This is a genomic window from Mycolicibacterium fallax (genome assembly GCF_010726955.1).
Classification (GTDB): domain Bacteria; phylum Actinomycetota; class Actinomycetes; order Mycobacteriales; family Mycobacteriaceae; genus Mycobacterium; species Mycobacterium fallax.
The window spans coordinates 2,962,810-2,988,567 of record NZ_AP022603.1; the positions used below are offsets into that span (position 1 = coordinate 2,962,810).

16 protein-coding genes and 1 pseudogene are annotated in these 25,758 nt (G+C 71.8%); 4 read left to right on the forward strand and 13 right to left on the reverse strand.

The window, feature by feature from the left end; translation table 11 throughout:
- Nucleotides 1-501: 501 nt before the first annotated feature.
- The 7 genes from G6N10_RS14090 to G6N10_RS14120 all read right to left on the reverse strand — a co-directional run bounded on the left by G6N10_RS14090 (nucleotide 502) and on the right by G6N10_RS14120 (nucleotide 15,120).
- A complete protein-coding gene (locus G6N10_RS14090; protein WP_085095619.1) occupies nucleotides 502-3,732 on the reverse strand; it encodes an arabinosyltransferase domain-containing protein in 3,231 nt (1,076 codons plus the stop codon).
- The gene (locus G6N10_RS14095) at nucleotides 3,729-6,953 is read right to left on the reverse strand and encodes an arabinosyltransferase domain-containing protein (RefSeq protein ID WP_234810540.1); all 3,225 of its coding nucleotides are present in this window, start codon (nucleotides 6,951-6,953) and stop codon (nucleotides 3,729-3,731) included. The genes G6N10_RS14090 and G6N10_RS14095 overlap by 4 nt, the downstream gene beginning before the upstream one ends.
- Before the next feature lie 194 nt (nucleotides 6,954-7,147).
- Complete coding sequence (locus G6N10_RS14100; protein ID WP_085095615.1) at nucleotides 7,148-10,399, reverse strand: arabinosyltransferase domain-containing protein; 3,252 nt, start codon at nucleotides 10,397-10,399, stop codon at nucleotides 7,148-7,150.
- Complete coding sequence (locus tag G6N10_RS14105) at nucleotides 10,396-12,330, reverse strand: arabinofuranosyltransferase (protein ID WP_085095613.1); 1,935 nt, start codon at nucleotides 12,328-12,330, stop codon at nucleotides 10,396-10,398. The genes G6N10_RS14100 and G6N10_RS14105 overlap by 4 nt, the downstream gene beginning before the upstream one ends.
- 1 nt (nucleotide 12,331) lies before the next feature.
- Entirely contained in the window at nucleotides 12,332-13,111 is a 780-nt protein-coding gene (locus G6N10_RS14110; protein WP_085095611.1) for a decaprenylphospho-beta-D-erythro-pentofuranosid-2-ulose 2-reductase, read from the reverse strand.
- 20 nt (nucleotides 13,112-13,131) lie between these two features.
- Nucleotides 13,132-14,532, reverse strand: coding sequence for a decaprenylphosphoryl-beta-D-ribose oxidase (locus G6N10_RS14115; RefSeq protein WP_085095609.1), 1,401 nt, complete (start codon nucleotides 14,530-14,532; stop codon nucleotides 13,132-13,134).
- 150 nt (nucleotides 14,533-14,682) lie between these two features.
- The gene (locus G6N10_RS14120) at nucleotides 14,683-15,120 is read right to left on the reverse strand and encodes a GtrA family protein (protein ID WP_085095607.1); all 438 of its coding nucleotides are present in this window, start codon (nucleotides 15,118-15,120) and stop codon (nucleotides 14,683-14,685) included.
- Nucleotides 15,121-15,151: 31 nt separating this feature from the next.
- Here G6N10_RS14120 and G6N10_RS20735 point away from each other — a divergent pair.
- Both G6N10_RS20735 and G6N10_RS14130 read left to right on the forward strand, forming a co-directional pair.
- Nucleotides 15,152-15,550: pseudogene (locus tag G6N10_RS20735) on the forward strand (HD domain-containing protein); the annotation flags it as partial.
- Between the two features lie 294 nt (nucleotides 15,551-15,844).
- Nucleotides 15,845-16,291, forward strand: a complete 447-nt coding sequence (locus G6N10_RS14130) for a pyridoxamine 5'-phosphate oxidase family protein (protein ID WP_085095672.1) — start codon at nucleotides 15,845-15,847, stop codon at nucleotides 16,289-16,291.
- A 25-nt stretch (nucleotides 16,292-16,316) separates the two neighbouring features.
- On the opposite strand, the gene G6N10_RS14135 is transcribed toward G6N10_RS14130, so the two are convergent.
- Nucleotides 16,317-17,942, reverse strand: coding sequence for a DUF2207 family protein (locus G6N10_RS14135; protein WP_163742462.1), 1,626 nt, complete (start codon nucleotides 17,940-17,942; stop codon nucleotides 16,317-16,319).
- Between the two features lie 97 nt (nucleotides 17,943-18,039).
- Between G6N10_RS14135 and G6N10_RS14140 the strand changes: the two genes are divergently transcribed.
- Complete coding sequence (locus G6N10_RS14140; RefSeq protein WP_163742466.1) at nucleotides 18,040-19,386, forward strand: neutral zinc metallopeptidase; 1,347 nt, start codon at nucleotides 18,040-18,042, stop codon at nucleotides 19,384-19,386.
- A 7-nt stretch (nucleotides 19,387-19,393) separates the two neighbouring features.
- On the opposite strand, the gene wzm is transcribed toward G6N10_RS14140, so the two are convergent.
- From wzm to G6N10_RS14165, 5 genes are read right to left on the reverse strand one after another with little or no spacing between them, the layout of a single operon-like run.
- Nucleotides 19,394-20,224 (reverse strand): galactan export ABC transporter permease subunit Wzm/RfbD, encoded by an 831-nt coding sequence (gene wzm / locus G6N10_RS14145; protein ID WP_085095600.1) that lies wholly within the window; start codon nucleotides 20,222-20,224, stop codon nucleotides 19,394-19,396.
- The gene (glfT1, locus tag G6N10_RS14150) at nucleotides 20,221-21,159 is read right to left on the reverse strand and encodes a galactofuranosyltransferase GlfT1 (protein ID WP_085095598.1); all 939 of its coding nucleotides are present in this window, start codon (nucleotides 21,157-21,159) and stop codon (nucleotides 20,221-20,223) included. Before glfT1 ends, wzm begins: the two co-directional genes overlap by 4 nt.
- Complete coding sequence (wzt, locus tag G6N10_RS14155) at nucleotides 21,156-21,962, reverse strand: galactan export ABC transporter ATP-binding subunit Wzt/RfbE (RefSeq protein ID WP_085095596.1); 807 nt, start codon at nucleotides 21,960-21,962, stop codon at nucleotides 21,156-21,158. Before wzt ends, glfT1 begins: the two co-directional genes overlap by 4 nt.
- Nucleotides 21,963-21,970: 8 nt before the next feature.
- Nucleotides 21,971-22,507 carry a bacterial proteasome activator family protein gene (locus tag G6N10_RS14160; protein ID WP_085095594.1) on the reverse strand — a complete coding sequence of 179 codons (537 nt, stop codon included), beginning with the start codon at nucleotides 22,505-22,507 and terminating at the stop codon, nucleotides 21,971-21,973.
- Nucleotides 22,480-24,459: a DUF6541 family protein gene (locus G6N10_RS14165; RefSeq protein ID WP_085095592.1), complete on the reverse strand. Its 1,980-nt coding sequence runs from the start codon at nucleotides 24,457-24,459 to the stop codon at nucleotides 22,480-22,482. Before G6N10_RS14165 ends, G6N10_RS14160 begins: the two co-directional genes overlap by 28 nt.
- A gap of 100 nt (nucleotides 24,460-24,559) precedes the next feature.
- Here G6N10_RS14165 and G6N10_RS14170 point away from each other — a divergent pair, with 100 nt between their 5' ends.
- Entirely contained in the window at nucleotides 24,560-25,756 is a 1,197-nt protein-coding gene (locus G6N10_RS14170) for a cysteine desulfurase-like protein (RefSeq protein ID WP_085095670.1), read from the forward strand.
- Nucleotides 25,757-25,758 lie beyond the last annotated feature (2 nt).

The following is a 25,758-nucleotide window of genomic DNA, read 5'->3' on the forward strand; positions in this document are numbered from 1 at the left end:
GAGACGTTTTGGCCGGCGTCGTCATCGAGTGAGAAACCAGGGACGTTAGTGAGACGTCAGGGACGTTGGTGAGAACCCAGGACGGCGCTCGTCATCGAAAGAGAAACCTGGGACGCGTTGTTCGAGTAGACCCCGCCACAATGTCTCACTCGATGAAAACCCCCGCCCTGACGTCTCACCAACGTCCCTGAGTTCTCACCAAGCTCCCTGAGTTCTCACTCGATTTCGGGCCCCGCCAAAACGTCTCACCAACGTCCCTGAGTTCCCACTCGATGAGCGCACCCGGCAAAAGTTCTCACCAGCGTCCCTGGGTTCTCACTCGATGCCGACGGCCGCCAACACTTCTCACCAGCGTCCCTGAAGTCTCACTCGATTTCGGGCCCCGCCAACACTTCTCACCAGCGTCCCTGACGTCTCACTCGATGCCGGGCCCGCCCAATGCCTCACCAGCGCCCCGGGGTTCCCCCTCGACCCGGCGCGGCCGGGCACCCGAACCCCCGGCTACGGCTTGATCCGGATCCGGCCGTCCTTCCACAGGCCCGAGTGCGTGGCGGTGCCCAGCTCGATCTGCGCCGGCGGTGCGTCGACGACGGTCTCGAACCGGTGCAGCGAGCCCCAGTCCTGGCCCCAGTCCCGGGACAGGTAGGCGGCCATCACGTGCGCGCGCAGCAGCAGGTCGGTGATGCCCAGCAGGCCGCCGTTCATGCCGTCCTGCCAGGTGTCGGTGCTCTGCAGCTTGGCCAGGTAGTCCGGGCTGATCCGGAACTTGGGCACCTCGGTGACGCCGTTGGCGTGCAGCATCGGCTGCTGGCACGGGAACACCAGGCCGACCGCCCAGTCCATCAGCACCGGTTGCTCGGAGCCGATGTACTCCTGCACGCTGCGCAGCTCCGGGACCCGCGGCGGGGTGACGGCCACCCAGTCGCCCTGGCTGAGCGACCGGTCGTTGGCGACCACCCGGACGAAGGTGGCGTCGGCCGGGATCTGCTCGCGCGGGTAGCGCAGGTTGCGCCAGGACGGCGTCGGGCCGACGTCGTACGGGGTCAGCCGGCCGCCGGGCACCGGGGCGCCGTCGGGGCCGGGATGGCCGTATTCCAGCTCGACGGCCTGGGCCTCGGTGCGGCCCTTGGCGACGCTGTCGGCGGTGATGGTGCCCGCGGCGGTGACGACGACCAGCGGGTGGGCGTCGTCGGCCGGCGGCAGCTCGTACCAGGCCGAGGCCAGCGTCGCCGGCTGCTGCGGTCCCTCGGTGTAGCTGCCGGCCACCGGCACTCGCGCCGGATCCAGCCCGTAGGGCAGCGGCACCGTCGACCCGTTGATGCCCGGGGTCTTGAGCTTGATCGGCTGATCCCAGTCGTAGTCGGTGCCGGGCTTGGGATTGTTCAGCCGGATCGACTCGGCGACGATCTTCTCCGGCACCCCGTTGGCGCTGAATCGAACGGGCTTGTCCCCGCCGAGGGCGCCGAGCGGGCCGAACGGGCCGCCCACCGGGGTCAGGAAGCCGTCGTTGGGGTCCGGTTCGACGAGCACGTCGTCGGCCATCCCGCAGCCGCCGCTGAACGCGCGCAGGTTGGCCCACGCGTTGGAGTAGGTCGGGTACTGGCGCACCGCGCCGATCAGCATCGACGCGACGAACACCAGCACCATGAACCCGGCGGCGATCGGCAGCGGTGCCGCGGTCAGCGCGCGGACCGCCCGGCCCTGGCCGCGGCCGGGCGGGGCGAAGTGCAGCCAGAACGCCCACACCGCGGCGACCGCGAACGCGGCGAACAGCATCGTCGAGACGGTGATCCCGCCGATCGCCGGGACGTCGTTGTTGAACGGCACCCCGTAGGTCGAGACGTACCACCAGCCGTTGGTCGACGCCCAGGTCAGCGCCATCACGAACAGCAGCGCGGCCAGGAACGTCATCCGGTTGCGGGCCGAGCGCAGCACGATCGGGGAGACCAGCACCGCCGTCACCGCGGCCATCGCCGCGCCCACCGCGGCGAACAGGCCGAAGTGGTGCACCCACTTGGTGGGGGTGAACATCAGGAAGAAGATGGTGGCGAAGATGACGCCGATCAGCCGCCACACCGGATCACGCGCCACGCCCGGGATGCGCTTGCGGCGCAGCATGATGAACATGGTGGTGAACAGCGACAACCCGGTGATCATGAAGCCGAACCGGCGCGACATCGAGCCGTCCACGGTCTGCAGGATCAGGTAGTAGTAGCGCAGGTTCTCGGTGTACCACTCCTGGCTGGGCCCGATCGCGGTGCGGATCCGGGTGGCCTCCAGGACGGTGGCCAGGGTCTGGTCGGCGAACACCACCGCCAGGATCACCGTGCCCGCGGCCAGCAGCGGGGCCAGCAGCGGCCAGATGCCGAACTGGCGGCGCTTGCGCACCAGGATGCGGATGATCGGCCGGCCGCCGGCGACCAGCGCGGCCACCGCGATCAGGCCGGTCGGCTGCACCCCGAGGGTGAACGCCGCGGTGATGATGGCCAGCGCCGCGGTGCTCAGCCGGCTGGACCCGATGGCCCGCTCCACCAGCACGTAGGTGACCAGCGCGCCGGTGGCGATCTGGCCCTCCGGGCGCAGCCCGTTGTTGAACGGCATCCAGGCCGCCAGCAGCACCATGCCGGCCGTCCACAGCGCGGGCCGCGACGCCGCCACCGCGGGCCCCAGCCGGGGCAGCACCTCGCGGCTGAGCAGCAGCCAGCAGACCAGCGAGCAGATCAGGTCCGGCAGCCGGATCCAGATGCTGGCGTCGCTGACGTGGGTCATCAGCGCCAGCAGGTTGTAGTACCAGCCGAACGGGTCCTCCGGGCTGCCGAACCAGCGGAAGTAGTTCGACATGTAGCCGGCGTGGTCGGCGACCCGGGCCATGCCCAGGATGTAGCCGTCGTCGCTGGAGTTCGCGCCGGCGATGTACCAGAGCACGAAGGTGCCGATCACCACGACGTCGACCAGGGTGAAGGTGCGCCAGCGGCCCGGGATCAGCCGGCGGGCGCGGTGCCCGTCGGTGCGTTCCAGCCGCCACAGCGCCAGCAGCGCGACCACCGTGCAGACCACCGCCAGCACCATCGCGGCCAGCTTCAGCGTGGTCGGGGTGGTGGTGAACCGGGTGTCGATGGTCGCCGAGAAGCTCAGCCCGGCCGGCGCCGGGCCGGCCAGATCGGTGAACACCCCGACGATCGCCGGGCGCAGGTTCGGGTCGGGGAACCCGGTGCGGGCGGGGCTGCCGTCGTCCTTGGTCAGCCCGACGAAGGTGGCGTAGGTGCCGGCCTCCGAGGAGGTGATCTCGATGCGTTCACAGCGCGGGTCGGCGACCTTGCTGCGGGGCATGCTGGCCACCACCACGTTGCGGTCGGTGACGTCGACGCGGCTGCTGGTGACGGTGACCATCAGCGCGTTGAGCGCGGCCTGCTTGCCCTTGGCCGGTGCGGTGCCCAGCACCAGCCCACCGGTGGGCGGCAGATCCCGGATCACCTGGCAGGGGATCGTCGCCTCCAGCGACACCGGCGCCTGGGAGATCAGCGGCGCGGTGACGCTGCCCAGCTGGCCGCCCTGCGGCCAGTTCAGCGTCGCGGTGGTCTGCACCACCGGCAGCAGCGGGATGGACACCGCCAGGAAGAAGCCGAGCAGCCCGGCGACGGTGGCGATCCACCGGGCGACGGTGACGTCCCGGTCCGCGCGCGGCGGCGACGCCGGGGCGGGGGTGGACGGCGGGGTGAGGGTAGAGGTCATGGCAGGGCCCTGATCGGTCCGGGGCGGTACCAGCCGAAGACGCGCTGGACGCCGGTGTCGATGACGGCGTCGGGCGCCGACGCGGCGGGGACGACGCGGATGAAACGTTCGATGGAACCCCAGTCCCGGTACCAGTCGTCGCGCAGGTAGGTCGGGACGGTGGCCGTGGACAGCAGCGCCTGGATGAACAGGAACGGGCCGCCGGCCTCGGCGGACTGCCACTGGTTCGACGAGATCACCATCTGCTTGAAGTTCGGCAGGATGCGGAACTCGGGCAGCTCGGCGACCCCGAGGTGCTCGGTGAACGGCCGCTGGCAGGGGAAGTTCGCCGCGGTGGCGATGTCGGCCAGCACCGGGGTGGTGCTGCCCAGGAACTCCTGCGCGGTCTGCAGGATCGGCACCCGCGGCGGGGTGAACGCGAACCACTGGTCCTCGGAGAGGTTCGGGTCCTCGGCGACGATCCGGGCCACGTCGGCCTCCGGCGGCGCCCAGGCCAGCGGGAAGCGCAGGTTGCGCCACGCCTTCTGCGGGATGACGTCGATCGGCTGGGACTGGCTCAGCGCCCGGAACCGGCCGTCGGCCTCCCGCACGCCCCACTCCAGCTTCAGCGACTGGCCGTAGTTGAAGGAGCCCTCCTCGTCGTAGGACCAGATGGCCCCCGCGGCGGCGACGGTGACCAGCGGCCGCGCCGGGCTGCGCGCCGGCAGCTGGTACCAGGCCGAGGTGGCCTTGGCGGCGACGGCGTTCTCGCCGTAGCTGCCCATCACCGGGGTGCGGGCCGGGTCCAGGCCGAACGGCAGGAACACCCGGGAGCCGTTGACGCCGACGGGCCCGTAGCCGCCGCCGGTGCCCGCCGCGTAGGCGACCCCGATGTTCGGCTTGTCCGGGGCGCCGGCGGAGTTCACCGTGCCCGGGTTGCCGACCACCGGTTCGGCGGGCTCCAGGGTCTCGTTGACGCCGTTGGGGGTGAAGCCGACCGGGGACGTCCCGCCCAGCGGGCCGTACTTGCCGAACCGCTGCCCGTCGACGGGGGTCAGCAGGCCGGCGTTGGTGTCGGCCTCGACCAGCACGTCGTCGGCCATCCCGCAGCCGGCCGGGGCGCTCAGCGCGGCCAGGTTGGCCTTGCCGGTGGTGTACACCGGGTAGCGGCCGGCGAAGCCCTTGGCCAGCGAGCCGACCTCCAGCAGCACCATCAGCACCGCCACCACCAGCATCGGGGTGGAGGCGAGCATCCGGTTGCGGCGGGTGTCGGCGACCTCGGTGTGCCCGGCGTAGTCCATCCGGAAGTGCAGCCAGCCGGCCAGCAGGCCGGCGACGATCGCGCCGACCAGGAACATCGTGGTGACCGGGTAGCCGGCCAGCACCGGCTGCTTGTCGAACCACGGCACGCCGTAGTTGTTGGTGTAAAACCAGCCGTTGATGCCCGAGGTCGCCCAGGCCAGCACGAACAGCAGGGCCATCACGTACAGCGCCAGGTTGCGTCGGCTGTGCAGCCCGACCCGGGCGAACGCGAACGCCGTCACCGCGCCGAGCGCCCCGGCCAGCCCGGCGAACGCGCCGAACTGCACCGCCCACTTGGTCGGGGTGAAGGTCAGCAGCAACAGCCCGACTGCGGTGGCGCCGACCAGCCGCCACAGCGGGCCGTTGGCGGCGCCGGGCACCTTGCCGCGGCGCAGCAGCACCGCCAGCACCCCGAACAGGCACAGCAGCATCAGCAGCACGGCGAACCGGCGGGTCAGCGAGCCGTCGACGCTCTCCTCGACGGTCAGGAAGTAGTAGCGCAGGAAGTCCTGGTACCAGGCGATGGTGGGGCCGACCTTGTACTTGATCCGCGCGGACTCGGCGACCGCGGCCAGCGTCTGGTCCCGGAACACCAGCACGAAGACCAGGGTCAGCGCGGCGGCCAGCGGCGCGAGCTGCGCCAGCAGGCCCGCCGCGGCGCGCCGGGACCGCAGCACCGCGGCCAGCGCCCGGGTGCCGACCAGCAGCGGGGCCAGCGCGATCAGGCCCTGCGGGGCGGTGGTGACGCTGAACACCGCGACGACGATCGCGACGGCCGTCGGCCACAGCCGGCGGGTGGCGATGGAGTTCTCGACCAGCGCCCAGACCGCGAGGGTGCCGAACGCGATCAGCGGTTCGGGGCGCAGGCCGTTGTTGAACGGCAGCCAGGCGGCCAGGAACACCGCCGCGCCGGTCCACACCGTGATCGGGCTGTCGGCCAGCCGTCGGCCCAGCCGGGGCAGCACGAACCGGCTCAGCAGCAGCCAGGTGCCGAGCCCGGCGAGGGTGGCCGGCAGCCGCAGCCAGACGCCCTGGGTGCTCACGTGGGTCAGCTGGGCCAGCAGGCTCTGGTACCAGTCGAACGGTGCCTCGGTGGCACCGAAGTAGCGGTAGTAGTTGGCGTGGTAGCCGGCGTCGTCGGAGATCCGGGCGATGGTGGTGTTGTAGCCGTCGTCGCTGGAGGTGGCGCCGAGCAGGTGCCACAGCCCCAGCGTGCCGAGCACGCCGAGGTCGGCCAGCCAGGTCGACGGGGACACCCGCAGCAGCCGGCGCCAGGGGTGCGCGGGCCGGCGGCCGGTGCTGGCCGCGTCGATGCGGGCCAGCGCGACGATCGAGATCAGCACGCAGAGCACGCCGAGCACCATCGCGGCCAGCTTCAGCGCGGTCGGGCTGGTGATGAACCGGGTGTCGATGTCGACCCGGGCGCTCAAGCCCGGCACCGGCGGGGACTTCAGGTCGGTGAACACCCCGGCGACCTGCGGCTTCTTGTCGACGGCCAGCGTGTTGGTGGCGCCCGGGATGCCGACGAAGTCGGCGCCGACGCCGCCGGCGTCGGCCCACACGTGGATGACGCTGCACTTGCCGGACTCCACGTCCGCCCGCGGGGCGAACGCGGCGACGGTGTCCCGGATGGCGACGGTGACGGTCTCGGCGTTGGCGCGGATGAACAGGCCGTTGCGGCTGGCGTCGATGCCGGCGGCCGGGATGGTCGACAGCGCCACCCCGCCGGCCGGCGGCAGCGTCGCGATCGCGGTGCACGGCACGCTGACGTCCAGCGACTGCGGGGCGCCGGAGACCAGCGGGGCGGTCACGCTCTCGACGTTGCCGTCGGCGGCCGGTGCCTGCGGCCAGTTGATCGTCGCGGTGCTCTGCTGCACCGGCAGCAGCGGGACCAGACCGCACAGCAGGATGCCGGCGATCCCGGCCAGCAGGGCGATCAGCCGCGCGGTTCGGGTGGTGCCGGGCCGCTGCGTCGCGGCGGGGGCCGGTTCGTCGGGTCGGGCTGGTCGGTCATCGGGCACGAGGATCGATGGTATTCGACGCGGTTAACCGGGTCGCCGAGGTCCGCGGCGCGCCGGTGGGTTGATGCCGATCGGTGACCCTGTCCGGCGCCCGGTGCGTGCCCGCTTCGACCTCAGGACCGCCGCAGCGGCCCCGGGCTCCACAACCCGCTGCGCACCGCGGTGCCCAGCGCCAGCTCGGCGGGCTGGGCCGCCGGGTAGAACTGGTCCAGCCGCTGCAGCGATCCCCAGTCCCGGAACCAGTCGTCCTTGAGGTAGGTCGGCACCGTCACCGCGCGGAACAGCAGCTCGGTGATGCCCAGTGGGCCGCCGCCGAGGTAGTCCATCACCGGGGAGTTGGCCTCGGCGCCGAACCGGTCCGGCAGGATCCGCCACTTCGGCACCTCGACGACGCCGTTGTTGTGCCCGAACGGGCGCTGACACGGGAACGCCAGCCCGACCAGCCAGTCCAGCAGCACCGGGTCCTGGGAGCCGACGACGTCCTGCAGGGTCTGCAGCGACGGGATCCGCGGCGGGGTCACCGCGATCCAGTGGTTGAGGGCCAGGTCGTCGTCGGTGGCGACGATCCGGATCTGGGTGGCCGCGGCCGGGATGGCGCGCAGCGGGGCGCGCAGGTTGCGCCAGGCCGGGGCGGAGCCGACGTCGGCGAAGCCCATCGAGCCGGTCGGCTTGCCGTCCTCGCCGGCCCACTGCACGACGACCTCGCCGGCCTCGAACCGGCCGGCGGCCGAGATCACCAGCAGCGGGTGATCGGCGCTGAGGCTGGCCCGGTCGGGCAGCCGGTACCAGGCCGAGCGCAGCACCGCCGGCTGCTGCAGGCCGGGGCTCCAGCTGCCCATCACCGGGACCGCGCGCGGGTCCAGGCCGTAGGGCAGTTGGGCCCGCGAGCCGTTGATGCCCAGCGCGGCCCTGGTGCCGCCCTCGGTGCCGGGTTCGGCGTCGGTGACCATGGTGGGGTCGGTGTCGGACTGCAGCCCGATGCCGGGCTGGCCGGTCACCGCGTCGGGCGAGACGTTGCTGGGGATCCCGTTGGGCCCGAAGCCGATCGCCGTGACCGCGCCAAGCGCGGACCCGGGGGTCGTCCCGATCGGCCGCAGCACCCCGGCGTTGGCGTCCTGCTCGACCATCACGTCGGTGGCCAGGCCGCAGCTCTTGCCGGTCAGCGCCTGCAGGTTGGACCGGCCCACCGACCACGCCGGGTACTGGGAGATCATCGCCACCGTCAGCGACACCACCTCGAACAGCACCATCGCCCAGGAGGCCAGTGCCAGCGGCGAGTGCAGCAGCTGGCCCATCCGGGTCGGCCGCCACGGTCGCTCCCCGCGGGCGGAGAAGTGGAAGTAGGTGGCCAGCGCCAGCGCCAGCAGTGAGGCGCCCAGCAGCAGGGTGGTGAAGCCGAACTTGACCGCCGGGAACTCGTTGGACCACGGCACCCCGAAGTTGGAGACGTACCACCAGCCGTTGACGCTGGCGAACGACAGCGCCAGCACGAACAGCACGACGGCGCCGAAGATGGTCCGGTTGCGTCGGGAGACCAGCACGTGCGCGGTCACCGCGACCGCGGCCAGCGCCCCGATCGAGCCGGCCAGCCCGGCGAACACCCCGAAGTGGTGCGTCCACTTCGTCGGGGTCAGCATCAGCGCCAGGAACGAGATGACGGTGATGCCGGTGATGCGCCGCGCCGGGCCGCCGGCGGTGCCCGGGATGTGGCCCTTGCGCAGCATCATCGCCACCACCATCGCCAGCGCCGCCAGCAGCGACAGCACCACGAAGCGCCGGGCGATCGAGCCGTCCGGGGTGGCCATGAACAGCCGGGTGTAGCGGGTGGGTTCCTCGAACCAGGCCAGGCTCGGGCCGACCAGCGACTTGAACGAGCTGGCCTGCATCTCGGCGACCAGCGACTGGTCCCGGAAGATCAGGATCACCGCGACCGTGCCCGCGGCGGCCAGCGGAGCCAGCAGCGCCGGCAGCCCGAACCGCTGGGAGCGGCGCGCCAGGATGGTGCGCAGCGGCCCGATCGCCACCACCAGCGCGCCGATCGAGGCGATGCCGGTGGGCCCGGAGAACAGCGTCAGGGCGCCGATGATGCAGGCGATCGCCACCGGCAGCAGCCGGCTGGTGGCCACCGCGCGCTCGACCGAGCACCAGGTCAGCAGGATGCCGACGGCGATGATCGGCTCCGGCCGCAGCCCGTTGTTCAGCGTCAGCCAGGTGACCAGGAACATCCCGGCGCCGGTCCAGCGGGCCGCCGCGGAATGCTTGACCGCCGCACCGAGGCGGGGGATCACCTCGCGGCTGATCACCCACCAGCAGGCCACCGCCATCAGCAGGGTCGGCAGCCGCATCCAGATGCTGGCGGTGGACACCTGCGACCAGGCCGCCAGCAGGTCGTAGTACCAGCCGAACGGCGCCTCGGGGGTGCCGAACCAGCGGTAGTAGTTCGCCATGTAGCCGGCGTCCTGGGACACCTTGGCCATGGTGAAGATGTAGCCGTCGTCGCTGGTGTTGGAGCCGACGAAGTGCCACCAGAGCAGCGTCACCAGCACCACCGCGTCCAGCGGCTTGACCGACCACCAGCGGGCCGGCAGGAAGCGCCGGTGCCGAACCCGGTCGGCGGTGTCGAGCACGTGCAGGGCGCCAAGGGCCACCGCGGTGCACAGCACCCCGAGGATCATCGCGACCAGCTTGAGGGTGGTTGGGGCGCTGCTGTAGCGGGTGTCCAGGTTGGCCGAGAAGCTCAGCCCGTCCGGGGCGGGGCCGTCCAGGTCGGTGAACACACCGATGATCTGCGGCCGGAAGTCGTAGCCGCCGCGCTCGCCGCGCAGCGGCTGGTCGGCGTCGGTGTCGGTCGGGTCGGTGGAGTCGCTGGAGTCGGCCTCGGTCAGCCCGACGAACTCCGCGGTCACCTTGTCGGCGTGCGCGGTGAAGGTCAGCTCCTGGCAGGCCGGGGACAGCACCGCCCGCATCGGCGCGACCACCACCGGGGTGTTGCGCACGATGACGTTCAGGTTCCCGTTGACCCGCTCGATCAGCAGGCCTCGGTCGACGGCCTTGGGCGCCTGCTTGGGCACGGTGGACAGCAGCACCGTCTTGTTGCCGGTCAGTCCGGCGGCCAGCCGGCAGGGCACGGTGATCTCCAGATCGGTGGCGACGTAGGAGATCAGCGGCGCGGTGACGCTGGCGAGCTCACCGTGCTGCGGCCAGTTCAGCTCCGCGGTGGTCTGCTTGATCGGCAGCAGCGGAGTGGCCAGCGCCAGCAGCGTGCCGAGCAGGCCCGCGACGACCGCGATCAGTTTCGCGGTGCGGTAGTCCTTACCGGTTTCGGTCACGGAGGTAGATGGTAATTCGCCGCTGGTCGCGTTCATGCCGATGGTTTCCGGATCGCCAAAATGAACGGCCCGAACGAGGTCACGGTGAAGTGCTCGTCGGCGAACAGCGCGGCGTCCAACTCGACGGTGTAGCGGCGCACATTCGGCTGGTTGGGGTAGACGTCTTCGGCCAGCCGCAGCGTGTAGGTGGCCCCCGATCCGCTCCCGCCGCCGCGGCGCATCAGGAACACCGTGGGCGGATCCCAGGCCAACCCGTCGAGCGCGGCGACGAACTCCTTGGCGGTCTTGAGCTCCGACCAGCTCTCGATCTCGGCGGCCCGCCGGTCGAACTGCGCGAGCGGGTTGGCGTAGTGGCTGGTCAGGCCCTGGAAGCCGTAGTACGGGTAGAACGCCAGGAACCCGTAGTCGGCGGTCAGCACCACGGTGCGGTCCCGGTCCCGGCCGGTGGCCTCGCGGATGGCGGCGTCGATGTCGGCGTAGAAGCGTTCGGCGCCGGGCGGGCGACGGTCGGCGCGCTGGCCGTGGCCGTCGGTGTCGGTGTAGGCGACGGCCAGGTCCGGGCGCAGCACGTTCGGAATGTCCTGGGCGAACGACATCGCCCCGATGAACCCGAGGACGGTCGCGACGGCGATCAGCCGCCGGTTCCACCGGTTGGCGGCGGCCGCGGCCAGTTCGATGAACCCGAACGCGCCCGCGGCGGCCAGCAGCACCGTCAGGGTGGGCTGCAGCCGGAAGGACAGCAGGGTGGTGCCGGCCAGCGTCGTCACCATGGACAGCAGCGACCACAGGTAGATGCTGAGCACCCCGACGGCCAGCGCCCCGGCCCGCACCGACGTCGTCGCGCGGGCGATCAGCCAGCCGGTGCCGAGCAGGCACAGCGCGCCGAGCAGGGAGAACTGCAGCATCGGGAAGGTCAGCACGGCGCCGTCACCGGGCAGGTAGTGCTGTGCGCTGCCGGTGCCCGACATCGGCTGGCGGCTCGCGGCCAGCAGGAACGGGCCCCAGGTGATCAGCGCGATCCCGATCGCGATCGCGGCGACCACGGCCAACCGCAGCAGCGGGGCGATGCTGCGCCGGCGGGCGGCCAGCGTCACCGCCATCACCGTCACGGTCAGCGCGGCCAGGCCCAGCAGCAGGGTGTAGAACGTCGCGGTGACGCCGAGGAAGATGCCGGTGCCGACCAGCGCGGCCCACCCGGAGTAGCCCGCTGCGCTCGTTCCGCTCGCTCGCAGGCCGGTGCCGGATTCGGCCTGCTCGCTCCCGTCACTCGCTGCGCTCGTTCCGCTCGCTCGCAGGCCGGCCCATGCCAGCACGAGGATCGGCGGCAGCAGCACCGTGATGATCGCCGAGTACGGCTCGGCCGACGCGTAGGCCAGCGTGGTCGCCGTAGTCGCCGCGGTCACCGCCAGCGCCTGCTCGAAACGCACCAGCCGGGCCCACAGCGCAAAGGCCGCCGCCGCCGCCATCGCGATCGAGGCGATCGCCCACGGCTTGTACATCTCCCAGCCGGGCGTGCCGGTCAGCGCGGCCACCCGGCCGCCCAGCCAGAACCAGCCCGGCGGGTAGAACGGCGGCAGCCCGGCGTAGGTCATGTCGTGCAGCGCCGGGCTGTCGGTGAGCCGGGTCAGGTACTCGGTGCGGAACTGCTGGTCCACCGACACCCCGAACAGGTACAGCCGGGTCGCCCCCAGCGCCATCCCGAGGGTGCCCACCACGAACGCCGACAGGAACGTCACCGCGGTCAGCCAGGCCAGCGCGCGCCGGCCGCGCCGCCACAGCCAGCCGGCCGCCACCAGCGCGGCCAGGCAGCCGAACTGCGCGACGGTGATCAGCGCATGCAGCTGATTCGACGACGGGAACGCCGGCCACTCGACCCGGCCGATCGCGGCCAGCCCGAGCACCGCGACGACGACGGCGACCAGCGCGGCGGCCAGCAGATGGCCTGCGCCGGTGACTGCGGCGCGCATGTCAGAGCGGCAGTTTGCGGAAGATCGGCCGGGGGATGTGCCGCAGCACGCTCATCAGGTAGCGCACCTGGCCGGGCGCCCACACCAGGGACTTGCCGGCCAGCGCGGAGGTCACCGCGAGCTCGGCGACCTCGTCGGCGTCGACGGTGAACGGGGCCTCCTTGGCGCCGGTGGCCTGCCAGTGCTCGACGGTGGTGGTGGTCCGCACCTGCCCGGGGCGGATCACCAGGACCCGCACCCCGTACTCGGCGAGCGCCTCGCCGAGACCGAGGTAGAAGCCGTCCAGCCCGGCCTTGGTGGAGCCGTAGACGAAGTTCGACCGACGCACCCGCTCGCCGGCCGCCGAGCTCATCGCGATGATCTGGCCGAAGCCCTGCTCGCGCATCTTCGCGCCGATCAGCACGCCGACCGAGACCGCGGCGGTGTAGTTGATGCCGGCCGCCGCGACGGCCTTGGCCTGGTTCTGCCACAGCTCCTCGGCGTCGCCGAGCACCCCGAATGCGACGATCGCCACGTCGACATCGCCGCCGGCCCAGGCCGCGTCGATGACGCCCGGGTGGCTCGCGGTGTCCAGCGCGTCGAAGTCGAGGTAGTCGACCTCCTTGGCGCCGGCCGCCCGAAGCTCGGCGATGGCTGCCTCGCGCTTGGGCGCGTTGGGCAGGTCGGCGAGGATCACCTTGGCGGCGGAGTTGCGCAGGTAGCGCCGGCAGATCGCCAGGCCGATCTCGGAGGTGCCGCCGAGCAGCAGGATGGTCTGGGGGTTGCCCGTGGCATCGATCATGGGGGTGGGAGAACCTTTCTTTACAGCAGCTCGAGGCGGCGGGCCATGTTCGAGGCGAACACCCCGTTCGGATCGGCCTTGCGGCGCACCGCGATCCACTCGTCGATGCGCGGGTACATCCGGTGGAAGCTTTCGGCGGTCACCCGGGAATCCTTGGCGGTGTACACCCGACCGCCGAATTCCATTGCGCGCCGGTCGATCTCATTGAGGAACTCGTTGACGCCGGGTTTGTTCGGGAAGTCCAGGGCGACGTTCCAGCCCTGCATCGGGAAGCTCAGCGGGGCCCGGTTGCCCGGCCCGAACAGCTTGAACACGTTGAGCGCCGAGTACTGACGCTGGGTGTGCATCCACCGGATGATGCCCTTGAACTCCTCCAGCGCATCGGGCGGAACCAGGAACTGGTGCTGCGCGAAACCCGCTGGGCCATAGGCATATTGCCACCCGCTGGTGATGTCGAGCATGTGGTAGAACTGGGTCAGGTTGACGATCTTGCCCTGGTAGTCGCCGCTCATCCGGTAGAACGCCTCGCCGATCAGCGACAGCGACGCCTTGTTCATGAAGTTGACCGGGAACAGGTTCGGGATCGCCGGCAACTGCGGCGCGCTGAACTTCAGCGGATCGCGGGCCAGCTTGTCCGGCAGCTGATCCAGCCGGGCCAGGCTGCCCCGGCTCACCGCGGCGCGGCCCAGCTTGGGCGGCCCGCTGATCAGGTCGAACCAGGCGCTGGAGTAGGTGTAGTTGTCCTCGCTGCCGTCCTGGTGCACCGCGACGGTCTCGTCGAGGTCGGCGGTGGCCACCCCGTCGGCGATGAAGTAGGCGGTCTCGGTGCGGGTCATCGCGATCCGGGCCCGCACCACGATGCCGGTCAGGCCGTTGCCGGCGACGGTGGCCCAGAACAGCTCGGACTCCGGGCCATCGGGGGTGAGCGTGCGGACCTCGCCGTCGGCCATCAGCAGGTCCAGCGACAGCACGTGGTTGCCGAAGCTGCCCGCGCTGTGATGGTTCTTGCCGTGGATGTCCGAGGCGATGGCGCCGCCGACGGTGACCTGGCGGGTGCCCGGCAGCACCGGTACCCACAGCCCGAACGGCAGCGCCGCGCGCATCAGCTGATCCAGGCTGACCCCGGCGTCCACGTCGGCGATCGCGGTCTCGGCGCTGATCGAGTGGATCCGGTTCAGCGCGGTCATGTCGACCACGATGCCGCCGCCGTTGCAGGCCTGGTCGCCGTAGGACCGGCCGAGGCCGCGGCCGAGGATGCCGCGGCGCAGGTAGGCGGGCCCGGCGGCGTCCGCGTCGGCGACCCGGCGGACCGCCTCGGCGATCACCTCGACGTCGGGCGTGCGAAGCACCTGGGCCACCGACGGGGCGGTGCGGCCGAAGCCGGTGAGCGCTTGCGGGGTGAGCGGGAGCTGGGTAGCCATAACAGTCGAAAGGGTAGCCGAGTCGGGGCCCGGACCGCGGTGATGCCAGCTAATGCTGCACAGATGGGGGGAAATCAGGGGGTCCAAGTGGATATTCCACTTGGACCCCCTGATTTCCCCCCATTTGTGCGGGTCAGCCGGGCTGCCGGGCTACTTGATCCGGAAGATCACCGCGCGCTGGACCACGAAATTGATCACCGTGGCGGTGCCCTGCGCGATGACGAACGCCACAGCAACCGCGGCCGGGGTGTAATTCAGCAGCGCCAGGAACAGGTGATTCAGGCCGACCTGCACCACGAACGTGGTCAGGTAGAGCACCCACACCCCGATCAGTCGGGCGGTGCTGGGCGCCGCCTGGAAGGTCCAGCGCCGGTTGATCAGGTACGCGGTGGTGGTGCCCGCGATGAAGCCGACCGCCTTGGCCAGGTCGGGGTGCACCCCCAAGATCAGGTAGAGCAGCACGTACAGGCCGAAGTCCACGATCGCCGACAGGCCGCCGGTGATCACGAACCGCAGCACCTGGGTTCTCAGGGGCAGGCGGCCGGTCACGGGGATATCGTGGGCGCCGGGCTGGACGTGTTCGGACATCGCCGAAATGGTACGGCGCGGCTGGGGCAGGATGGGGACCGTGGTGGACCTCGAGCAGGCATGGCGGGAGCTGCTGGCGCGGTTGGGCGCGACCGGTGACGCGGTACTGGAGACCGGGCGGGCGCTGTTGGAGGCCTGGTCGGACCCGCATCGGCGCTACCACTCGCGTGAGCACCTGTGCGACGTGCTGGACCGGGTCGAAGAGCTCGCCGACGACGCCACGGACCCCGACGCGGTCCGGCTGGCGGCCTGGTACCACGACGCGGTGTATGAGGGTTTCCCCGACGACGAGGAGCGCTCGGCGGTCAAGGCGGAGACCGAACTGTCGGCGCTGGACCTGCCGGCGGCGCTGGTCGCCGAGGTGGCCCGGCTGATCCGGCTGACGGTGCGCCACGATCCGGCTCCCGATGACCGCAACGGCGCGGTGCTCTCCGATGCCGACCTGGCGGCGCTGGCGGTGGAGCCGGAGCGGTACCGGGCGAACTCCGCGGCCATCCGGCAGGAGTACCTGCATGTGCCGGAGCGGATGTTCCGGGCCGGCCGGGCCGCGATGATCGAGGTGATGCTGACCACCCGGGAGCTGTTCTTCACGGTGTCCGGGCGGCGCCGCTGGGAAAAGACGGCCCGGGAGAACCTGGCCCGGGAGCTGGCCGACCTGCGGGCCGCCGACGATGACGGGCAGAACCGCGCGTTCCCCTGGCGTGACGGGGCCGGGGAGGACAAGATGGTCAGTGTGACTGCACCCGATGACGCCCCGATCACCGTTCTGTCCGAAGAGGAGAGCTGGGACCTGCTGTCCGGCTCGGCGCTGGGCCGCCTCGTGACCACGGTCGGCGACCAGCTGGAGATCTTCCCGGTGAACTTCGTGGTGCAGAACCGCACGCTGCTGTTCCGCACCGCCGAGGGCACCAAGCTGTTCGCCACCGTCACCAACGACCAGGTGCTGTTCGAGGCCGACGACCACGGGCTCTCCGAGGGCTGGAGCGTCATCGTGCGCGGTCACGGCGAAGTGCTGCACGGGGCCGACGAGATCGCCGAGGCCGACCAGGCCGGCCTGTACCCGTGGCTGGCGACGGTGAAGCTGCGCTACGTGCGGATCACCCCGACCCAGGTCAGTGGCCGCCGGTTCGTGTTCGGTCCGGAACCCGATACCGGGCAACTGCCGGGCTGAGTCCCGGCGTTCGAGGTCCCGACGCTCAGTGCGCGCGGCGCCCCGGCTTCGGGGCGGCCGTCGGCGCGGGTGTCGACTCGGGCCCGGCGGCGATGCCGTCGAGCAGGGCGGCCAGCACCGGCAGCCCGGCCGCCAGCGGCCGGTCGCCGGCCGGGCGGTACCAGTCGGTGGCTTTGGGGCCGCCGCCCCAGCGCCGCAGCCAGATCCGCAGGTCGCCGAGGGCGTGCGCGTAGGACAGCCCGCGCTGAAACAGCACCGGCCGGGAGCTCGGCTCGATGCCGTCGGGGTCGAGGGTGGCCAGCTGAATGCGCATCGCGGTCAGTGCCGCGGCCACCCGGGTCCCGGAGCGGTTGCGCGCCGGCAGCAGCGTGGCGGCGACGGCCACCCCGGCGCCGAGGATCAGCACCGCGGTCGCCCACAGCACCGGGCCGCCGGCCAGCGCCGTGCCGACCGCGGCCAGCGCGCCGATCGCCAGTAGCCCGAATCCGATGCGGCGCAGCATGATTCGTCGTTCGCAGCGCCACTCGTCGACGGCTGCCGCGGTGCCCACGGCGCCGGCGCCGCCGCGGGCCAGCTCCGCCACCGACACGCTTTTGCGGTCGTTGGGCAGGATCGCCTCGACGACGGCCCGCTCGTGGTCGGTGATCGCGCCGTCGAGCGGGGCCCGGCGGGCGATGTGGAAGTCCACGGCACCGGAGCGATCCGGCGCCTCGGTGATCCACAGGTAGTTGCGCACCGCCAGGTCAAAGACGGTGGCGCCGAAGTCGGCGGGCCGGGCGTGCCCGGCCAGCAGCGCGCCGACCTGCCCGGGCAGCACGCCGTCGGGGGAGACGAAGTCGACGACACCGTCGTGCGCGGCGAGCAACTCGGCCGGGGCGACGGCGCCGGTCACCGCCGCCCGGTCGGTCCGGCGGCGCAGCGCGGCGGCCGCGGTCAGCCCCAGCCCCAGCAGGGTGGCGGCCAGCACCGCCCAGGATGCCGCCCGGTCGGCCGCCGGGCCGCCGCCTGCGGTGGTCACGGTGTCGGTGAACTGCGCGGTGGCGGTGACGGTGCCGGCGGGCAGCAGCACCGAGAAGACGGCGACCATGCCGGCCTCCAGGTGGCGGTGCTCGAAGGAGACCGCGCCGCCGCCCTGGGTCTGGGTCATCGTGCACAGCCGCCGCACGCCGATCTGGCCGTACGCGCAGATCGGCGAGTCCGGCCGCGGCGTCGGGGAACTGAAGGTGCCGGTGAGCGCGGCGACCGGCGCCGACCAGCCGGCGGTCAGGATCCAGGTGAACTGCTGCAGCCCGGGACTGTCGGCGACGGTGCCGCGGACCCGGTAGCGCACCGTGGTGGTACCGGCCGGCGCGACGATCCGCAGCTGGTCGCCGTCGATGTCGGCCTGCGCCCCGCCCTCGGTTTCGATGTCGGAGATCGCGAAATGCTGGGTGCGGTTGCCCTCGACCGGTACCGCCAGCGGGATCACCCCGATCGCCGGGCTGCCCTCGGGCACGGTGGTCGTGGTGCTGACCGCCAGGGTGCCGTCGTCCTGCAGGTCCAGGTCCAGCGCGACGGTGATCGGGGCGGGCGCGGCGTGCGCGGCCGGGGCAAACGGTGTGCACAGGGCGACCAGCAGCAGCGCGGCGAGAAGTGCCGTCCGGGAACGCATGGCACGACGGTAGACCACTCCCGGCGCGCCGGGAGTCGGTGATTGGCGGCCGGGTTGATGTCCCGGCGCGGGCCGGGCCGCCGGTAATCTACCGACGATGTCGTACATGGACCCGTTCGGTCCGGCGCCGCGAACGGGGATGGCCGGGAAACGCCGCCCGTCCGCCGCGGACCCGTGGGCCGCCGCGGATCCCTTCCAGGTGCCGGCCGCCCCGGGGGTGGGCGCGCCGCCGCGGCGCGGCCGCACCGGCAGCGTGCCGGTGTTCTCCGGCGGGTATCACCCGCAGCCGCCGGCGGCGAACCCGTGGGGCGGCACGGCCGGCGGGTGGGCCGACCCCGCCCCGGTCCGCGCCGACCCGTGGGCGGCCGATGCCTTCCAGGTTCCGCAGGCGTCGGGCGTGGGGGCGCCGCCGCGGCGGGGCAACACCGGAGCGGTCCCGACGATGTGGCCCGGCGCCGGCCAATATCAGCCGGGCTACCCGGGTGTTCCGGTGCCGCCGGCCAAGCGTGTTCGCGTCCCGCTGCTGGCTGGGATCGCCGCCGGGGTGGTGGTGGCGTTAGTCATCGCCGGTGGTGTGGTGGTGGCGATGCGTCAGGGCGGGCCGGCCGCACCGATTGCCGGTGGACCGACCACGACCGCGACGACGGCGCCGACGACGACGGCGTCCTCGACCGGTATGACGCTGGAGAACCCGAGCCCGACGGGCCCGGCGCCGGTGCTGGTCACCACCCCGACAGGGGAGGCTGCGCTGTCGCGCAACCCGCTGTTCGCGACGTCGGAGGCCGGCCTGCCGAAACAGCCGTGCAATCCGGTGGGGCTGCCGAAGGACACCGCGACGGCCCAGGCGTTCTACGCCGTGGTGCAGCAGTGCCTGGAGAACGGCTGGCGGCCGCTGATCACCGGCGCGCAGCTGGACTACCGCCCACCGGAGGTCATGGTGGCCAACAGCACGGCGATGTCGTCCCCGTGCGGGGCCGCCGAGGGCATCTGGGTGGCCTTCTACTGTTCGACCAACGAGATGGTGTACATGCCGCTCGACGTGATGAGTTCGACCCCCGGCAATGACGAGCCGCTGATGTACGTCTCGGTCTTCGCCCACGAGTTCGGCCACCACGTCCAGGCGCTCTCGGGCGTGACGGGCGAATCGTGGCCACGCCGCAAGTACGCCGGGGAGAACACCGCCGCCGGCTTGGAGATCTCCCGGCGTGGGGAACTGCAGGCTCAGTGCTTCTCCGGGATGTTCGTCGGCTCGATCACCGACTCCGGCGGAATCTTCACCCGGGCGGAATTCGATGACCGGACGTACGGGGAAGCCCGACTAGAGAACGGGTATCGCGACCACGGCACGCCCCAGCACCAACAGGCCTGGTGGCTGCACGGGGCAGAGCGAAATCAGCTGCGCGACTGCAACACCTGGGCGGCGTCCCCGGACGCGGTGGAGTAGCGCCCGGTCAGACCCAGTAGGACACCCGGGACCGGTACTGGCGCATCGCCAGCAGCGCGACGGCCCAGCCGAGCACGGTCAACACCAGCACCACGACCCAGTGCCGCAGCTCCTGCGGCGCCCCGAGCAGCGGGGCCCGGACAATGTCCAGGTAGTGCATCAGCGGGTTCAGCTCGATGATGGTGCTCCAGCGCTGCGCGCCCTGCTGGCGCAGGGTGGCGTCGTTCCAGATGATCGGCGTCATGAAGAACAGCAGCTGGACCACCGAGCCGAGCAGCGGCGCGATATCGCGGTACCGGGTGGCCAGGATGCCGAAGCACAGCGACACCCACACGCAGTTCAGCATGATCAGCGCCAGCGCCGGGATGAAGGACAGATCCGCCCAGGACCAGTCCTTGGGGAAGATGATCGCGATGACCACGTAGATGATGATGTTGTGCGCGAACAGGATTGCCTGGCGCCACACCAGCCGGTAGACGTGCACGCTCAACGGCGTCGGCAGCTGTTTGATCAGGCCCTCGTTGGCGACGAACACCTCCGAGCCCTCGATGATGGCGGCGTTGATCAGGTTCCAGACGATGAAGCCGAGCGTGACGTAGGGCAGGTGCTCGGCCAGGTCCAGCTTGAACAGCTTGGAGTACAGCCCGCCCATCGCGACGGCGGTGGTGCCGGTGGCGATGGTGATCCAGAACGGCCCGAGCACGCTGCGCCGGTAGCGCTGCTTGATGTCCTGCCAGCCCAGGTGCAGCCACAGCTCGTGCCGGGCGAACCCGTCGGTCAGGTCGCGCACGGCCCGCCGGAAGGTGCGGGAGTCCGAGGCGGTGTCGGTGAACGTCATGAGTCGATCCCTTCGGCGAACCGTTCCTGCCTGCCGAGCCGACGCAGCCGGACCCACTCGGCGAATCCGGCCGGGTCGCGGCGGGAGACCAGGAAGAACCAGCCGAACCGCAGCCACTCCTGGGCCACCAGCTTGCGCATGCCCGGCTGGGCGAGCAGGTAGCCGCGGTTGCGGTAGGTGAAGAACCGCTTGGTCGGGTTATCCGGGTATTGGGTGTGCATCCGGCCGCCGAGGATCGGCTTGAACTCGTCGGTGCCGCACGGGTGCAGGTAGCGGGCGCTCAGGCAGGTGCCGAACGGCAGCCCGGAGCGGACCAGCCGGCGGTGCAACTCGACCTCGTCGCCGCGGACGAACAGCCGCAGGTCGGGGACGCCGACGGCGTCGAGGGTGTCGGCGGCGAACAGCGCGCCGTTGAACAGCGAGGCGATCCCGGGCAGCAGGTCGGCATCAGCACCCGCGGACTCGGCCCGCAGCTCGGAGACCCGCCGCCGCCAGACCAGCCCGCGCCGCAGCGGGAAGGCCAGCCGGTCGGGGTCGTCGATGTTGCAGACCATCGGTGACACCTCGGCCAGCCGGTGCCGACGGGCGCAGTCCAGCAGGGTGCCGAGCACCTCGGGCCCGTCGGGCCGGCCGTCGTCGTCGGCCAGCCAGATCCAGTCCGCCCCGGCGGCCAGCGCGTGCAGCATGCCCAGCGCGAACCCGCCGGCCCCGCCGAGGTTGTGCTGGGAGCCCAGGTAGCTGGTCGGGATCGGCTGGGATTTCACCAGCGCCCGGACCCGGCCGTCCGGGTCGTTGGCGGCGTCGTTGTCGACGACGATCAGGTGGTCGACCGGCCGGTGCTGGGCGGCCAGCACCCGCAGCGACTCGGCGAGCAGTTCCGGCCTGCGGTGGGTGACCACCACGGCGTACACGGTGGCGGTGTCGGGGGTGGTCATGCCGGGCGCGGCTCCCGGCCCTCTTCGGCGAGCACCTCCCGGACGTGCCGGGCGGCGTCCTCGCCCTCGTAGGCGCGCACCACGTCCTCGATGCCGCCGCGCATCCGGATGGTGCCGTGGTCGATCCACATCGCCGAGGTGCACAGCCGGGCCAGGAACTCGTTGGAGTGGCTGGCGAACACCAGGATGCCGGAGCGCTCCACCAGCGCCGACAGCCGGCTGCGGGCCTTCTTCAGGAACTCCGCGTCGACCGCGCCGATGCCCTCGTCGAGCAGCAGGATCTCCGGGTCGATGCTGGTCACCACGCCCATCGCCAGCCGCACCCGCATGCCGGTGGAGTAGGTGCGCAGCGGCATCGACAGGTATTCGCCGAGCTCGGTGAACTCGGCGATCTCGTCGACCTTGGCCATCATCTGCTTGCGGGTCTGGCCGAGGAACAGGCCGCGGATGATGATGTTCTCGAAGCCGGAGATCTCCGGGTCCATCCCGACGCCGAGGTCGAAGACCGGGGCCACCCGGCCGGTCACCCGGGTCACCCCGCGGGTCGGCTCGTAGATGCCCGACAGCAGCCGCAGCAGGGTGGATTTGCCTGCGCCGTTGTGCCCGACCAGCCCCACCCGGTCGCCCATCTTGAGGCTCAGGGTGATGTCCTTGAGCGCCTCGACCACCACCACGTTGGAGCTGTTGCGGCCGATGCTGCCGCCGGCCTTGCCCAGGAACGCCTTCTTCAGCGACCGGGACTTGGCGTCGAAGATCGGGAACTCAACCCAGGCGTCGCGCGCCTCGATGCTCGGTTCGGTCACCGGCGGGCCTACAGATACTGTCCGGTGCCGGGCGCGCCGGTGCCGCGCGGACCCATCGCCCCGGGCGGCAGCGCGCCCTGGCGCATCTGCTCGAGCTGGGCGCGGGCGGCCATCTGCTGGGCGAACAGCGCGGTCTGGATGCCGTGGAACAGTCCCTCCAGCCAGCCGACCAGCTGGGCCTGGGCGATCCGCAGCTCGGCGTCCGAGGGCACCGCCTCCTCGCTGAACGGCAGCGCCAGCCGGTCGAGTTCCTCGCGCAGCTCCGGGGCCAGGCCGTCTTCCAGCTCGGCGATGGACGTCCGGTGGATCTCGCGCAGCCGGGTGCGGCTGGCCTCGTCCAGCGGCGCCGAACGCACCTCCTCAAGCAGCTGCTTGATCATTGTGCCGATCCGCATCACCTTGGCCGGCTGGGACACCAGGTCGGTGACCGAGGTCCCGTCGTCGCCCTCGGTGACGGCGCCGGCCAGCACCCGGGCGTCGGGGCTGCCGATGATCTCGATGTGGTCGTCGTTCGTGCTCACGGTTGCGGTGCTCCTCCGCGCCATTCGTAGATGCGGGCGTGGCCGTTGTCGTAGATCTTGGCCCACGACGCCGACCGGTCCAACGACACTAGCCCGTCGGGCATGACGAACCCGCGCACGACCGTGTCATTGAGCAGTAGATACCGGATACCCAATTTTTGGACGGCCCGGGCGACCCTGGCGTCGTGGTCGGCGTCGTCGGCGTAGGCCCAGATGACGAACCGGTTCCAGCCGGGGCCCTGCTGCACCGGGTAGTCGTAGTGCGTCCACAGCGGGTGCAGGCCGGCGACGGCGTACATCCAGGCGGTCCCGTCGGTGTTGGCGTTGCCGATCAGGGTGTCGCGGGCCCCGGGCTGGCCGGCCAGCCAGGCGAACGCCGCCAGGTCGGCGGGCTTGACCATCGCCGCGTCGTACTTCTGGCCCAGCAGGTAGCTGTTGCGGGGGAAGTAGTGCACGGCCAGTCCGACGGTGCTCAGCACCAGGATCGCCGCCGTCGTCGAGATCCAGAACCGGCGGCCGGGGTCGGCGCGCCGGCGCACCGCCAGCCGCAACCCCGCCACCGCCAGCAGCACCGCGGTGAACAACCCGATGCCGGCGATCGGCGCCGCCAGCAGCGTCACCACCGCGGACAGCCGGCGCGGGTCGCTGTAGAACAGGTCGCTGTACCGGGCGATCACCACGCCGATCGGGCCGCCGAACGGCGCGGCGGAGTGCACGATCGCCACGATCAGCAGCAGCCACACCGCCAGCGGCCACCACACCCGCCGCACGATCAGCACCACCGCGCCCGCGGCGGCCAGCGCGATCAGCGCGTTCTGGATCGGCCAGTCGTTGAGGTGGCGGGTGTGCAGGAACACCGCGTTGAACAGCGCCCGCTTGCGGCCGAGGTGGCTGACGAAGGAGTGCCCGGCGATGACCTCGGCCTGGTCGAGCACCGACAGCAGCTGCGGGGCCAGTACCAGCAGCGACGGCACCGCCACCGCGGCCAGGGTGCCGACGTCGGCGAGCCGGCCGCGGACCGGCCGCCAGAGGATCTGGCAGCACCACCACGCCGCCAGGAACGTCACCATCACCACCCCGCCGGTCAGGTGCACCGAGAACAGCCCGATCACCGCGAGCACGGCCAGTGGGATCCGGCGGCGATCGGACAGGCACGACATCACCAGCACGGTGGTGGGGATGGCCAGCCCGTAGGCGACCAGGTTCGGCATGGCGGCGACGTCGAACTCGACGTAGGGCAGCGCGGTGAACGAGGCGGCCAACGCCCCGGCGGTGGCGGCCGCCCCGGCCGCGCGCCACGCGGTGGTCCGCGGCCGCAGCAGCCACCAGGCCAGCGTCGCCGCGCCGGCGGGGAACAGCCACACCGCCGCGGCCAGCGCGCTGATGGTGTAGGCGGTGGTCGGGGCGGCGCCGGTGAGCTGGGCCAGCACCGCGGCAAGCGCGTGGAACGCCGACGGGTAGTACAGCGGCGCGTGGGTGTCGGTGTTGCGCAGCTCGCCCATGTGCAGCGACGAGGCGTCGCCGGTGTCGAGGATGTACCGGATGGTGTTGGCGTGCCAGACCGAGTCCCAGGTGGACGGGATCTGCTGCCAGCCCGGGATCCCGCGGTACGCCGCCCAGGCGATCAGCGCCGCCCCGAGCAGTACGCCGGCGCCGGCCAGCAGCGCGGGGCCCAGCGAGCTCCGGCGCTCGGCCGGGTCGGGCGCGGTGGCGGGGGTGCGCCGCAGCCGGGCCCGCAGCGCCGGCCCGGCCGCCGCGACGGCGGTCACCGCGGCCAGCGTGAGCAGCGCGGTCAGCGCGTTCCAGCCGATGCCCAGTGCGCCGAACGGGATGATGGCCAGGCCGACGACGCCGTAGGTCAGCGCGGGCCCGACCGCGATGGCGGCCGGCCAGCCGAGCCGGCCGGCGCGGGCGACCAGGGTTCCGGGGAGTACCGCCGCGGCGAGCGCCGCTAGCAGGAGGCCCCAAAAACTCACTGCATTAGTATGGCTGGCCAGTGACCCATCCCGGTTCAGGGAGGGTTCGCGTTCAGGACTGAACCAACATCGCATACCCGGATCCGAAGGGGTGGCCGCCATGGTGTTCGACGTCGCCCGGGTGCGCGGTCTGCACCCGAACCTGGGCGACGGCTGGATCCGGCTGGACTCCCCGCTGGGCATGTTGGTCCCGGATGCGGTGTCCACCACGGTCTCCACCGCGTTTCGCACCTCGGCGCCGATCGACGCGGGCCCGCACCCGTCGGCCCGGCGCAGCGCGACCCTGCTGGACGCCGCCCGGGTGGCGATCGCCGAGCTGGTCGGCGCCGATCCCGCCGGCGTGGTGCTGGGCGCGGACCGTGCGGTGCTGTTGACCCTGCTCGCCGACGTGGCCTCGTCCCGGCTGGGCCTGGGCTACGAGGTCGTCGTCACCCGGCTCGACGACGAGGCGAACATCGCGCCCTGGCTGCGGGCGTCCGACCGGTTCGGCGCCAAGGTGAAGTGGGCCGAGGTTGACGTCGAGACCGGTGAGCTGCCGTCCTGGCAGTGGGAGGACCTGATCACCGGGGCCACCCGGCTGGTCGCGCTGCCGACCGCCTCGGCGACCCTGGGCGCGACGGTGGACCTGCGGACCCCGGCGAAGCTGATGCGCGAGGTCGGCGGGCTGGTCATCGTCGACCACACCGCGGCCGCGCCGTACCGGCTGATCGACATCAACGAGCTCGGCGCCGACGTGCTGGCGCTCAACGCGGTCAGCTGGGGCGGCCCGCCGATCGGCGCGCTGGTGTTCCGGGATCCGGCGGTGATCAGCAGTTTCGCCCCGGTGTCGATGAACCCGCTGGCCATCGGCCCGGCCCGGCTGGAGCTCGGCGTGCACCAGTACGGGCTGCTCGGCGGGCTGGTCGCCAGCATCGAATACCTGGCGAACCTCGACGAGGCGGCCACCGGGTCGCGCCGCGACCGGCTGGCCTACTCGATGGGCTCGGCGGCGGACTACCTCGGCCAGCTGTTCGGCTACCTGGTGGCCTCGCTGCGGTCGCTGCCGCTGGTGATGCTGCTCGGGGCGCCCGATGACAGCATCCCGGTGGTCAGCTTCGCGGTGCAGAACGTGCCGGCCGAGCGGGTCGCGGCGCGGCTGGCCGACAACGGCATCCTCGCCATCGCCAACGCGCCGTCGCGGGCGCTGGACGCGCTGGGCGTCAACGACGTCGGCGGCGCGGTGACGGTCGGCCTGGCGCACTATTCGACGACCGGCGAGGTGGATCAGCTGGTCCGGGTGCTGGCCTCGCTCGGCTGAAC